The organism is Zobellia sp. 1_MG-2023, from assembly GCF_030549125.1.
Lineage (GTDB): Bacteria > Bacteroidota > Bacteroidia > Flavobacteriales > Flavobacteriaceae > Zobellia > Zobellia russellii.
The window spans coordinates 178,253-192,000 of the sequence record NZ_JAUOSY010000003.1 but is presented as its reverse complement, the minus strand read 5'-3'; the positions used below and the strand labels follow the sequence as shown (position 1 = coordinate 192,000).

At 40.0% G+C, this 13,748-nt stretch carries 8 protein-coding genes; 6 read left to right on the top strand and 2 right to left on the bottom strand.

From position 1 onward, the window contains the following. The first annotated feature begins 11 nt into the window (after nt 1-11). The 6 genes from Q4597_RS08195 (at nt 12) to Q4597_RS08170 (ending at nt 8,761) form a co-directional block, all read left to right on the top strand. A complete protein-coding gene (locus Q4597_RS08195) occupies nt 12-1,406 on the top strand; it encodes a sulfatase (RefSeq protein ID WP_303405755.1) in 1,395 nt (464 codons plus the stop codon). A 4-nt stretch (nt 1,407-1,410) separates the two neighbouring features. Then, nucleotides 1,411-2,865 (top strand): aldehyde dehydrogenase, encoded by a 1,455-nt coding sequence (gene aldA / locus Q4597_RS08190; RefSeq protein ID WP_252735937.1) that lies wholly within the window; start codon nt 1,411-1,413, stop codon nt 2,863-2,865. Next, nucleotides 2,866-3,960 carry a mandelate racemase/muconate lactonizing enzyme family protein gene (locus Q4597_RS08185; RefSeq protein WP_303405754.1) on the top strand — a complete coding sequence of 365 codons (1,095 nt, stop codon included), beginning with the start codon at nt 2,866-2,868 and terminating at the stop codon, nt 3,958-3,960. 31 nt (nt 3,961-3,991) lie between these two features. Continuing rightward, on the top strand, nt 3,992-5,035 hold the full coding sequence (locus tag Q4597_RS08180; RefSeq protein ID WP_303405753.1) for an aldose epimerase family protein: 1,044 nt from the start codon (nt 3,992-3,994) through the stop codon (nt 5,033-5,035). Nucleotides 5,036-5,094: 59 nt separating this feature from the next. Then, nucleotides 5,095-6,111, top strand: coding sequence for an L-rhamnose/proton symporter RhaT (locus Q4597_RS08175; protein ID WP_215914498.1), 1,017 nt, complete (start codon nt 5,095-5,097; stop codon nt 6,109-6,111). 112 nt (nt 6,112-6,223) lie between these two features. After that, complete coding sequence (locus Q4597_RS08170) at nt 6,224-8,761, top strand: glycoside hydrolase family 2 TIM barrel-domain containing protein (protein WP_303405752.1); 2,538 nt, start codon at nt 6,224-6,226, stop codon at nt 8,759-8,761. 70 nt (nt 8,762-8,831) lie between these two features. On the opposite strand, the gene Q4597_RS08165 is transcribed toward Q4597_RS08170, so the two are convergent. Together Q4597_RS08165 and Q4597_RS08160 are read right to left on the bottom strand one after the other, a co-directional pair. Then, the gene (locus tag Q4597_RS08165) at nt 8,832-10,109 is read right to left on the bottom strand and encodes a family 43 glycosylhydrolase (protein WP_303405751.1); all 1,278 of its coding nucleotides are present in this window, start codon (nt 10,107-10,109) and stop codon (nt 8,832-8,834) included. 86 nt (nt 10,110-10,195) lie between these two features. After that, nucleotides 10,196-13,576, bottom strand: coding sequence for a VCBS repeat-containing protein (locus tag Q4597_RS08160; protein ID WP_303405750.1), 3,381 nt, complete (start codon nt 13,574-13,576; stop codon nt 10,196-10,198). Nucleotides 13,577-13,748: the final 172 nt, after the last annotated feature.

Here is a 13,748-nt window from a genome sequence, read left to right as displayed (position 1 = left end):
AAATACGGAAAATGAAATTGCCTAGACAGGTTTTCTTGCTCTTTGCGTCCCTTTTTATGCTTCTAAATGGCTGGGCGCAAAACAAACCGAACATAGTTTTTATACTATCGGATGATGCTGGTTACGCAGATTTTGGGTTTCAGGGAAGCAAAGAATTTAAGACCCCTGAACTTGATAAATTCGCTAAAAATTCGGTGCGTTTTACCCAAGCATATGTTTCTGCGGCCGTATGTGGTCCCTCACGAGCGGGACTGCTGGCAGGAAAATATCAGCAGAAATTCGGGTTTGAAGAGAACAATGTTCCTGGTCTTATGAGTAAAAGCGGACTCACCGGAGATGATATGGGGCTTCCGCTGGATCAAAAGACTGTGGCAGATTACCTTAAAGAACAAGGCTATAAAACAGCCTTGTTCGGCAAGTGGCATCAAGGCAATGCAGACCGGTTTCACCCTACTAAAAGAGGTTTTGATGAGTTTTACGGTTTCCGCGGAGGCGCAAGAAGTTATATGCCTTACGGAACGGAAAATCAACTTAAAAGAAATGAGGATAGGTTAGAAAGAGGTTTTGGGGGGTATGAAGAATATGAAGGTTACCTAACGGATGGATTAGCAGATGAGGCTATTTCATTTATGGAAAGGAACCAAAAAAAACCCTTTTTTATCTATTTGTCCTTCAACGCGGTACACACCCCAATGGAGGCAAAGGAAGAAGATTTGGTAAAGGTTCAGGACCTAACGGGTAAGAGAAAAACATTGGCGGCTATGGCTATCGCTATGGATAAAGCCTGTGGCAAAGTTTTAAACCGAATTAGGGAATTGGGTCTGGATAAAAATACTCTTATTGTTTTTACAAATGATAATGGCGGACCGTCTGATTCAAACGAATCCTCTAACCATCCGTTAAGTGGTACCAAAGCAAACCATTTAGAAGGTGGCATTCGCGTTCCTTTTTTAATGTCATGGCCGGGTAAATTAAAGCCAAATACCGTTTATGACAACCCAATCAGTACACTAGATTTACTACCAACTTTTGTTACTGCAGCTGGTGGTAATGTAAGTGATATTAAAGGTTTGGACGGTGTGGACCTTATTCCGTTTCTAACGGATACCAAAACGGGAAAACCTCATGAGACCCTGTATTGGAAGAAAGAGGCTAGAGGAGCTATTAGGCATAACGACTGGAAATTGGTACGCTTTCCTGATCGTCCTGCAGAACTTTATAATATTAAAGAGGATATCTCCGAGGTTAACGATTTGGCCACGGAGCACCCTGAGAAAGTACGGGAACTTTACAAAATGCTTTTTGATTGGGAACTTACTTTAGAACGACCGCTTTGGCAACTCGAAAGAAGGTTTGAGGGCAAAGCAGCAACAAGAATGGACACATATAGAAAACATAAATCATAACATCATGTCAGCAATTAAAGAATACCAACTATTTATAGACGGAAAGTGGGTGACATCTACGTCTGGAGAAACCATTGACATTGTAAACCCTTCTACAGAAGAAATTGTAGCACGGGTTCAAAACGGAACCGTAGAAGAGGCGCAACAAGCACTTCTTGCAGCGGATAAAGCTCAAAAGGAGTGGAAAAAACTACCTGCGCGTTCACGTGCGGAGTTATTGTACAAATTGGCAGATGAGATAAAGGCTAATTCAGATTTCTTGGCGGAGCTTTTGGTAAAGGAGCAAGGAAAGTTGTTGAAAGTAGCAAAGGGTGAAGTTGCCGTTACGGCCTCGTTTATTGAGTATGCCTGTGAAGGAGCAAGAAGAATAGAAGGGGATATTGTTCCTTCGGATAATCCAAATGAGCAAATCTGGATTCAAAAAATACCTCGTGGGGTAGTGGTTGCTATAACAGCTTGGAACTTTCCGTTGGCATTGGCAGGACGTAAGTTAGGACCAGCTTTGGTCGCAGGAAATACTATCGTTATCAAGCCAACTTCAGAAACACCGCTAGCAACACTTGAGTTGGGTAATTTGGCCAAAAAAGTGGGTATTCCAGATGGCGTTATCAATATTTTGACCGGTCCGGGTAGGGCTATGGGTAATGCACTTGTTGAAAGTCCTATTACCAAGATGGTAACAATGACCGGGTCTACTCCTGTGGGGCAGGCTATTGCAAGAAATGCTGCGGAAAACCTGACCCACGTTCAATTGGAACTGGGAGGTAAAGCACCATTTATTGTTTTTGAAGATGCGGATATTGATGCTGCTGTAGATTCAGCATTACATTCCCGTTTTGACAACTGTGGACAAGTTTGTACCTGTAACGAAAGAATGTATGTGCATGAAGGTATTTATGATACGTTCATGGAAAAATTCCTAGCTAAAACAAAGGCCATAAAAGTGGGAGATCCAATGTTGGAGGATACGGACATGGGACCTAAAGTAAATGCTTCGGAATTAAAGCATATGGAGCACTTGGTAGCGGTAAGCCTTGAAGAAGGAGCTACTTTGGCTACCGGAGGTAAAAAACCGGAAGGAAGTGCTTTTGAAAAAGGATATTGGTTTGAACCAACCGTTTTGACCAACGTAACGCAAGATATGACCATTGTTCATGAAGAGTCTTTTGGACCTATCCTACCCGTATTGAAATTCAAAACTTTTGAAGAAGTGGTTGGATATGCCAATGATTGCGAATATGGTCTTGCGGCTATGGTGTTTACCAATGATATGAATACGATCATGAAATGTAACGATGAACTTGAGTACGGCGAAATATACGTAAACAGAGGTCATGGAGAGCAACACCAAGGGTTCCATAACGGCTACAAATTAAGTGGTTCTGGTGGTGAAGATGGTAAGTATGGCTTTGAGCAATACATGGAGAAAAAGACATTTTACATTAGACACAAGGCATAGATGAGCACAAGTATCAAATCGGTTGATTGTAAGTTGTTCAGGGTTCCGCTACCGGAAGTCATGAACGATGCCAAACACGGAGACCACACGCATTTTGAGTTGGTTACCTCTACCATTACTTTAGAGGATGGAAGTACGGGTACGGGCTACACGTATACAGGTGGAAAAGGCGGAAACGCCATTAAAGCCATGGTAGACCATGATATAGCTCCGGCATTGATAGGTAAGGACGGTACGGATATAGAAGGAATTTATGATTTCCTAGAATGGCACTTGCATTATGTAGGCCGCGGTGGAATAGTTTCTTTTGCTGTTTCTACAATTGATATTGCTTTGTGGGACATCCGCTGTAAAAAAGCAGAAAAACCACTTTGGCAAATGGCCGGTGGTGCTGGAAATACGTGCAAAGCCTATTGTGGTGGAATAGATTTACAGTTCCCTATTCCCAAGCTTTTGAAGAATATGGAAGGATATTTGGCCGCAGGTTTTAACGCGGTCAAGATTAAAATAGGACGTGAAAACCTAGATGAGGATATTGAGCGCATCAAAGCAGTGCGTGAATTTATTGGTCCAGATGTAACGTTTATGGTAGATGCCAATTATTCCATGACCATAGACAAAGCCATTGAAGCTATCAATCGCTTTAAAGAATACGATATTACATGGTTTGAAGAGCCTATTATACCTGATAATTACATGGGGTTCTCTCAAATTGCAGATGCCACGGGCTTTCCGTTGGCTATGGGCGAGAACTTACACACTATTCATGAATTTGAATATGCCATGGACCAGGCAAAACTATCTTTTGTACAACCGGATGCTTCCAATTGTGGTGGAATCACAGGTTGGTTGGCCGCAGCAAGATTAGCTGATAAGCACAATATTCCGGCATGTTCTCACGGTATGCAGGAGCTACACGTAAGTTTGGTATCCGCACAGCCTAATTCGGGCTGGTTAGAGGTGCACAGTTTTCCTATTGACCAATATACCAAGAGGCCTTTAGTTGTTGAGAACCATCTTGCCGTAGCACCGGATTCACCAGGAACGGGAGTGGAGTTTGATTGGGAGAAACTAGCTCCATATCAATCTAAATAATAGCTATTAATATATCAAAACGCTTACGATAATGAAAACAACACAAACGGATTTTGGTGTATTGGACGGAGAAACGATTCACCAATACACATTGGAAAACGATAATGGGTTAACTGTAAAAATTTCTAATTACGGTGCTACCATTACTTCAATTCTTTTACCTCAAAAAGAGGGTAGTACAGAAGAAATTGTTTGTGGTTTTGATTCGTTCAACGGTTATTTTTCCGATGCGTATAAAGCAAACGCTCCTTACTTTGGAGGTACGGTAGGTCGTTATTGTTCTCAAATAAAGGATGCCAAGTTTTCTCTGAACGGAAAGGAATATGAGTTGGCAAAAATTGTTGGAGAAAACAACCTTCACGGAGGTAAAGTTGGTTTTGATAAAAAAGTGTGGCAAGTAAATTCTTTCTCCAATGATGTGGCATGTATTGAGATGGAACTGAAAAGTGAGCATCTAGAGGAAGGTTTTCCAGGTAATGTAACGGTAAAGGTAACTTTTTCATTAACCGATACTAACGAACTTAAAATAGAGTACGCGGCTATAAGTGACCAAGACACTCCTTTTACGATAACCAATCATACGTACTTCAATCTTTCGGGATTTTCTGAAAATGTTGAAGGTCATTCGGTTATAGTAAATTCGGATTGCAAACAAGTGTGGGATGAGACGGGCGCTGCCACGGGAGAAAATGTTTCGGTAGATGGTAAAGCCGATGATTTACGGTCCGAAAAAACTATAAAAGAGGTTCATGATGCCATGGGTGATGGTTTTGAACATTTTTATCTGTTTGAGAACAAAGGATTTAAGCTTGATAAAGTGGCGGAAATTAAGGAGCCTAAAAGTGGGCGTTCCATGGAAGTTTTTACTTCGGAACCGGGAATGTTATTGTATACCGGCAAATATACTTCTGATGAACTAAAACGTGAATCTGGGCTTCAGTATGGAAAATACCGTGGTTTCTGTTGTGAAACGCACCGCTATCCCAATGGTATGAATATTCCGGATGCTCCCAAAAGTATATTAAGGGCGGGGGAATCTTATGACAGTACCACTATTTTCAAATTCAACTGGTAAATAAAAAATGGTCCCGTTTACAGTAAGCGTAAGTCGGGTCTTAATTAAATATTCAAATTATGACTGAAGGAGTATTATTGGCGATTTTCGCTGGATTGATGTTGGGCCTTTATGCCCTTCCTGAAAAGTTCACAAAGGGCTTTAAGTATGAAAATACATGGAGTCTCTTTTTTCTCCTAACGATGTTCGTTGTACCTATTATTGCCTCTGTTACCCTAATTCAAGGGTTTGGTGAGATTTTTGGAAACATGCCAACGGATATTTGGGTAAAAATGGGACTTACCAGTTTTCTTTGGGGTATAGGGGTTATGATGTGGAGTAAGGCTATTAACCATATTGGGCTTTCCCTTGGTTTTTCCATTTTTATAGGGACTATTATTTTGGTAGGTTCCCTATTACCTTTCATAGAGGATGGACTACCACCTTCCAACGTGTTGACCTATATTTTGGTAGGTATCTTAGTGGTATTATTGGGAGTTATCTTAAATGGTAAAGCTGGCCTTACCCGTGAAAAAGATGAAGCAAAAATGGCATCTGAGGGCACTCCGGCCAAAGGATCTATGGTTACGGGTATTATGATTGCTATTGTGGGCGGATTATTGGCTACAGGCTTCAGTTATGCCAATGCTGCCGGGAGACCTTATTTACACGAAGCAAGTGTAGCGCAAGGCAATGCCGACTGGATTACTGCCGTAGCGGTTATGTTCCCTATTTTTATTAGTGGGGGTATTGTTATGACGGCCTATTTTCTATGGCAACTTAATGCCAAAAAGGCTTGGGGAGATTTTAAGACACCTGCGTTTGGCAAAAACCTGTTCCTTATTTTAATTATGGCCGTATTCCATTATGCCGCATCTGCACTATTTGCATACGCTGCTTTTAAACTTGGAGCTTCTGGTAATACCGTAGGCTACGCTATATTTAATACAGCATCTGTGGCCACGGCAATTGTTAGTGGTTTGGTCACTAAAGAGTGGGTGAGTGCCTCGCCTAAAGCAAGGAACTTATTGTACGGAGGCCTTGGTTGTATGATTGCAGGAATTGTAATTGTTGCTTATGCCAATGGCTTGGGATAGAAAATAGTTTGGTTTAGGCAGTTGAAAATATTGTTTTTAGTAGTAAGTCCGGTTGTTTGTTCCTATTCAATCGGACTTTTTTAGTTCAGGGTTTAATCTTAAGATTTTATATATGAAAAAGTACTTTTTCTATTTAATAGGTGTGGTTTTGCCGTTGGTGGCATGTAATGAGCAAGTATCAACTGAAGCTTCATCTCGCACCGTAACCGATTTTAATTTTGATTGGGAATTTCGCTTGGTTGATATTAACGGGCAAACGGCCGATTGGAAGAATGTGAGGCTTCCTCACGATTGGAGCGTAGAGGCCTCTTTTGATTCTATAAACGGAGAAGGTGCTACGGGTTATCTCCCCGGTGGTACGGGAACCTACCGTAAAAAATTCCCTCTTCGGCTTAAGCCCGATGAAAAGGCCTATGTTTTGTTTGACGGGGTTTATAATAATTCTGAGGTTTCATTAAATGGAAAAAAGGTAGGGGAACACCCCTACGGATATTCTCCGTTTTACTATGATATTTCCCCTTATTTGAATTCAGAAAAAGATTCGAATATTATAGAGGTAAATGTAGATAGAACCCGCTATGCGGATAGTCGCTGGTATACCGGTTCGGGAATTTACAGAGACGTAAAACTTTTGGTGAAGAACAAGTTGCATATACCGGTTTGGGGCGTGTTTGTGACTACTCCAAAAATAGAAGCAGGGAAAGCCCAAGTATCTGTTTCGGTCTCAATTAAGAATGATTTTTCCGAAGGTAAAAAAGCGGAACTACGAACGGAAATTTATAATCAAACAGGTCAAAAGGTCAGTACTGAAATCAGCCCAATAACTGTTGATGGAAATGAACAATACGTTCAAGGGCATTCTGTTGTCATTAAAAATCCTGTTTTGTGGGATATTGATGCTCCTTATCTCTACAAAGCTGTAACCTCTATTATTTATGACGGAGAAGTTGTGGACCAACAAGAAACTAATTTTGGCGTACGGTCCATCCGTTTTGACCCTAATGAGGGCTTTTTTCTTAATGGTAAGAATAGAAAAATTAAAGGGGTTTGCCTGCACCATGATGGAGGTTTAGTAGGTGCAGCTGTTCCCGATGATGTATGGAGAAGACGTTTGGGCAAATTAAAAGAAGCAGGGTGTAACGCTATCCGTATTTCACACAATCCCGGTTCGGAGGCATTTTTGAATTTATGTGATGAAATGGGCTTTTTGGTACAGGATGAGTTCTTTGACGAATGGGATAATCCAAAGGACAAAAGAAAAAACATGAATGAGCAGAGTGTAGATGCTATAACTAGGGGGTATACAGAGCATTTTCAAGAGTGGGCCAAAAAGGACTTGACCAATACCGTTTTAGCACATAGAAATCATCCTAGTATCATACAATGGAGCATTGGGAATGAGATAGAGTGGACCTATCCTAGAAATGCGGACGCCACCGGTTTTTTTAACAATATGGGATGGCAGGGCAATTACTTCTTTTCGGAACCACCGTTCTCCGTAGAGCAGATAAAGGAAAAGTTGAATATTTTGCCCAAAGGGAAATACGATATAGGCGAAACCGCGAAAAAATTAGCAAAATGGACAAAAGAGCTGGATACTACACGTTATGTAACGGCTAATTGTATCTTGCCTTCAGCGAGTCATTTATCCGGTTATGCCGATGCTCTGGATGTAGTAGGCTATAGTTACCGAAGGGTAATCTATGATTATGGTCACAGAAATTATCCAAACAAAGTTATTATGGGAACGGAGAACCTTCCCCAATGGCATGAATGGAAGGCGGTTATGGAACGTCCGTTTATTGCTGGGCTATTTTTGTGGACAGGAATAGATTATATGGGAGAATCCAATGGAGGTTGGCCTAAAAAGGGAACTCAGAGCGGGTTGTTAAATCAGGCTGGTTTTGAAAAAACATCATACCACATGATGAAAACTTTATGGAGCAATGCTCCGCATTTACACATGACTACGCAGTCTTTGGAGAAATCTATTTATAAATTGAACAAAGCTGGAGAACCCATAGAAAAGAAAGAAAACGGGTGGGAAAAGGCGTTATGGTTTTGGCACGAAAGTAATGAATATTGGAATTATGATTCTAACGAACTTACGGTTGTAGAAATATATTCCAACTGTGATGAAGTAGAATTGTTTTTAAACGATGCTTCACTGGGAAGAAAAAAACTAGCCAACTTTGACGACCATATTTACAAGTGGGCCGTTCCTTTTAGTGCTGGAGAACTTAGGGCAGAGGGATATATTGATGGAAAAAAAGTAGAGTCCCAAGCACGGATGCAAACTGCTGAAGCTCCAAATGCCATAGAACTTTCTGTAGATAAAAGTGAATTATCTGCCAATGGTAACGATGTAGCTCACGTAGTAGCGCAAATAGTGGATAGTAAGGGAAATCCCGTGAGGCATCTTAACGCCAAAATTTCTTTTTCCGTTACTGGAGACGCAAAAGTATTGGGTGTGGATAATGGTTCTGCCAGGAATGTTCAGGATTATCAATCTACCCAAATTACAACAGATAAAGGTCGTTGTTTGCTTCTCCTTCAATCCAATCTCAATTTGGGTAATATTACGGTTAATGCAGAATCAGAAGGTTTAAAAGCAGGCCAATTTATATTGAAAATCAAAGCTGATAAATAATAGAGAAATACGATAAAAACGAAAGCCCAATTTCCTAGGAAATTGGGCTTTTACAATTTAGGGAGTTATACTAATTAGTTTGTTTAATTCGGTTTAATTGCTCTCCTGAAAGACCAAATTGAAAATAGATTTCAGGGTGATTAAAAATATCGGTTTCTTTCATCTGTGGGTCATCTACATCTAAGCTCAGGTCACAATCAAACCTTGCAAAAAAGCTATGGCTTTTACCTTCAGCTTTCCCTACATTCCTAAAATGGCAGAGGCCCCAGGAGATTCCTCGACCATCTTTGGTGTCGGTAAAGGCATCTGGAACATAGGGGCCAGGGGCAATGGGCATTAATCCGGTAATGGCGGCCACCTCAAAATTAATACCGTCCTGTGCGTACTGTATGGTATTGTGCTCTAGACCATGGCGGCTCACCAATGCCGCCAATCCTTCTTTAAAAGGGAAAAGAGCCGTTTCGTGACCAGAGTTTATTACCGGATTTAACGGGTGTTTTTCAAACGGACCAAAAGGGTCTTCAGAAATGGCTAAGCCTTGTGCACGTACTTTGGGGTCACCACCCATCTCACCTTTGTAGTAAATATAAATTTTTCCATCCCGTACTAGAGGGTAGGGGTCATGTATTACGTACTGGTCCCACGAGCCTTCGGGTCCATTGTCCAGAACCACTTTATTGGAAGGTGTCCATGGACCATTTGGCGAATCGGAGACAGAGGCTGCTACGGGGCAATCATCTCCTTTAGTGCCTGGGCCTCCGGGCATATTTAAGTATGCCTGATAATACAAATAGTATTTACCTTTATAGATTAAAATATCAGGTGTTGAGACGGAACGCCAACCTGGGTTTGGTTTTTCGGTTCTGGGAACGGCTACACCTTGTTCTTCCCAAGTAAAACCATCTTTACTTGTGGCATACCATATTTCGGATAGATCCCAATCCCGTGAAGGAATGGTATCGTTTCCACCATTTTCATTGGGAGGGACACTGGTCTCACGGTGGGTATACCAGAAATAATAGGTATCATCAACCTTTACTATTTTGCTGGCATCTCTTCTGGACACCGTGCCATCATGACCGTGGTAATCAAAGCCTTTTAAAGGCGTGTATTTAAAGTTTGAAAAAAGTTCGTTAGAGCTTACTTCCAGCCCGCCATAGGTACCATCATAAATTCGTTCAAAAGCAGAACTTAGATTTCTGTCCGGCTTCTCACGGGGCACATTACCGTAAGGAAAATCTTTTTGAACTATTTCTTGTTCTACGGGCTTACTTTTGAACCCTTGCTCTTTTTGATTACATGATATTAATACGGTTAGTGACACTATACTTAACAGTGTTTTTTTCATTTTTTGGAGTGAGTTTGGTTATTAATTGTTGCGTTTATTTTTTGGGGTAACTGTTTAGTTTTTGGTCTAAACGTGACTTGTCACTATTAGTTGTACTCCATAAGCTGAAGGTAATGGTTGTTATTACCAATTAGAATATTGGATTTGCCCTTTTTCTTAATAATTTTCATGTTTTTGACATCAAATGGGGCATAAAATCCACTTTGGGCAGTTGTTATAGGAAAAAAATCTCCTTTGCCGTTGCCTTTCAGGAAGAGACCTATACCGGCATCATTCCTTGTGGTTTCAATTTCGGAAGTAAATAGATTTCCGGCAATTAGAAGGTCTTTATGACCATCTTTATCAAAATCTTCAGCTAAGATGCTATTAATACTAGAAACCTGTGCCAATTTGGGAAGTTCGTGCAGTGTAAAGGATTTTCCGTCTATATTTTCAATATAATAGGAAGCAAAGGTATATGCGGATAAATGAAGGGCATCATTGAGTTGGTTTCCATAAATGTCCTTTAAATCTGAATCTCCAAAAGATTCAAATGTTGGGAATTTGGCATCCAATTCGGGAATTTGCTCTACGGAGCAAGACCTTCCGCGAATAGGGTAAACCTCGCCTTCTTCAAAATAACTAAGAACAATATCCTGTTTTCCGTTTTTATCAAAATCGGCGCTATGGACTTGAAAAGGATGTTCCGGTGTAGCTTTGTATTTGTAGTTCAATCCTAAATTCCCGACAATAAAATCATCATCACCATCATTATCCATATCAGCTTTGGTAACACTGTAATACCATCCATTGGTCTTTTCTAAACCTTTTATAGTAGAGGGTTCAAAAGTTCCATTTTTGGTTTGTAGGAATGTTGTAATGGGCATCCATTCACCTACAACAATTAAATCCAATCTGTCATCATCGTTAATGTGTGCCCATTGAGCGGAGGTTACCATTCCTAAATTCATAAAACCAGGAGCTTTTGCCTCGGTAACGTTTTTTAAGTAACCATTGTCGTTCTCCAATAGTATGCTGTTGGCCGGTGAAGGGTACTTGCCCGGTATTTGTCTGCCAGCCACAAAAAGGTCAAGATCTCCATCCTTATCATAATCTGCCGAAATAACTTGCGAGCCGCTTTCTAAGTATTTTGGCAACCTGCTGTTATCTTTGCTAAAATATCCGGTACCGTCATTAAGGTAGAGGCGGTCTTGAAGGTGTTTACTGTTTTCCTGAAATTCATAACCCCCGCTGACCACAAATAGATCTTGATCTCCATCATTATCTATATCAAAAAAGAGGCTCCCTAAATCTTCAGATGTTTTATCGATAAGAAAATCTTTTTGTGGAATGGAATCAAACTGACCTCGGGTATTCTGGACGAACAACATTCCACTTTTTCCCGAAGCACCACCAACATAAAAATCTTCTAATCCGTCTGAATTAACATCAGCTACAGCTATTGTTGGTCCAAATTGAGACATTTTGTGCGGTAAGAGTACTTGTTTTTGGTAATCATCAAACGTATTTTCCTGATGCTTGTATTTTAAGTTGGTCTGTACGGTATTTTCTTTAAAAATAGGTTTAACGGAAATATTTGAGGTATTTACGAATTCTTCGTTTTTCTGATGAATATCCAAACTTTGGTTGGCCTTAATATTTTTTAGTTCACTCACCTGACCGTTGGGCCATTGGATGCGTATTTTTTCAACATTCATTAATTCACCTAATCCAAAATGAACCGTATTTTCACTTTTGGACATATACCCTCTTACATTGGTTACCTCTATGGTTTGCCAAGGGTCAGTATCTTTATAAACAACTACTCTACTGCCTAAAGCTTCGGTTTGGGTAGAAGGAAAAAGGTTTATTCTAAGATAGTTTCCCTTGTTCTTGTCTACCGTGTGGTTTTCATAGATAAATGCTTTTTCATCAATGTTGTTTACGACCAAATCTAAATCGCCATCTTGGTCAAGGTCTGCATAAGCGGCTCCATTTGATAAAGTCTCCAATTCAAAACCCCATTTCTTGTTTTGTTTTTCAAAAGTCAGATCTCCGTTATTTTTATAGATATAATTTTGAAGTTTGTCTTCCGGAGCAAGTTTGGCCAATGACAGTACATCTACCACCTCTTCAAATTTTTTATTCTCTTTTTTGGCTAGATTATCAATACTGTCCAATAGGCGTTCATACTTTTTGTTTACATCGCTATTGCGCATATTGCGTTTAATGCCATTGGTAACGAACAGGTCTTTTAGTCCGTCATTATCAAAATCGGCGATTAATGGTCCCCAACTCCAATCAGTATTGGAGACTCCCGCCATTTGAGCAACATCACTAAAACTCCCGTTGCCATTGTTTTTCTGTAGCGTATTGAACATGTATTGGTAGTGACCTCCTTCTGCAACAATGTTCCAGAAATTTTTAGGGTTCATGCCCCCCATATTGGTTTTAATACGCTTGTGGTCTTCCGCAACCATATCCAATACCATAATATCTAGATTACCGTCATTGTCAAAATCGGCAATATCAGTACCCATGCTAAAATTTGAAATATGCTTAAAATGAGTTTTTAGACTTTCTTTGAAAGCTCCTTTTGTATTGTTAACATAATAGAAATCTGGTTCATTGTAATCGTTGGCAACATACATATCTTGCCACCCATCATTATTAAGGTCGCCAACGGCTACCGAAAGGCCAAAAGCCAAATTTTCAGTTTTAGACATGGGGGAGACCTCAATAAAACCAATATCAGGCCCTAGGTTTCTATATAGCTTATCACTGTACATTGGATTTGTGCCCGTTTTTCTTTTCTTACCACCTTGCCTGTTGCCATATCCTGGTGGCTGGTTTATAACGTAAAGATCAATGAGTCCGTTTTTATCGTAATCCAGAAAACTAGCTTGTGTAGAAAATCCTTTATCATCTACACCATAGTGCTCCGCCATTTCCTTAAATGTACCGTTACCAGAATTTATATAAAGTAAATTGGTGCTTTTATCCCTGTTTTTTTGTTCGTTCTTACAGACATAGATGTCCTGGAACCCATCACTATTTACATCTGCAAAGGTTACTCCTGTGGACCAGCTATTTGTTTTTAAAATACCCGCTTTTTCGGTAATATCCTCAAACTCCATATTTCCTCTATTGAGGTAAAGTCTATCGTGAACTTGATTGCCGGCAAAATAAATGTCAGGAAGACCATCATTATTAATATCCCCAATGGCCACTCCAGCTCCGGTAACGAAGTTTTCATTCAACAAGTGGTTTTCCTCTGCCGTTTCCGTAAGCGTATTTGCAAAGTCAATCCCTGAATTTTCAGAAGTTACCAAGGTGAATAAAGTAGTAGCATTATCAATAGGTTTCTCTATTGATTTGTTACAAGAAGCAGAAAGGACAAATAGAACGCATACCAACCTTAAAGACCATTTTCTAATCAATAGAAATAAGATTGTATTTGAACCACCTTTTATGTACGAATGAAGCATTACCAATTTTATATATAAGGGTCAAAATACGGAAACAAGTTTAATGAATCGGGTAAAATAGGACCATGCTTAGGTAATTATAGGTCATAAAAATCCATATGACCTATAATTACCCGATTTTGATCAATTAGTACCGACTGCTAACTAATACAATATACTTTCTTTGATCAAA

Bases quoted from the DNA above. Each gene is read 5' to 3' on its own strand.
- Q4597_RS08195 (WP_303405755.1), top strand. From the start codon at position 12: ATGAAATTGCCTAGACAGGTTTTCTTGCTCTTTGCGTCCCTTTTTATG.
- aldA (WP_252735937.1), top strand. From the start codon at position 1,411: ATGTCAGCAATTAAAGAATACCAACTATTTATAGACGGAAAGTGGGTG.
- Q4597_RS08185 (WP_303405754.1), top strand. From the start codon at position 2,866: ATGAGCACAAGTATCAAATCGGTTGATTGTAAGTTGTTCAGGGTTCCG.
- Q4597_RS08180 (WP_303405753.1), top strand. From the start codon at position 3,992: ATGAAAACAACACAAACGGATTTTGGTGTATTGGACGGAGAAACGATT.
- Q4597_RS08175 (WP_215914498.1), top strand. From the start codon at position 5,095: ATGACTGAAGGAGTATTATTGGCGATTTTCGCTGGATTGATGTTGGGC.
- Q4597_RS08170 (WP_303405752.1), top strand. From the start codon at position 6,224: ATGAAAAAGTACTTTTTCTATTTAATAGGTGTGGTTTTGCCGTTGGTG.
- Q4597_RS08165 (WP_303405751.1), bottom strand. From the start codon at position 10,109: ATGAAAAAAACACTGTTAAGTATAGTGTCACTAACCGTATTAATATCA.
- Q4597_RS08160 (WP_303405750.1), bottom strand. From the start codon at position 13,576: ATGCTTCATTCGTACATAAAAGGTGGTTCAAATACAATCTTATTTCTA.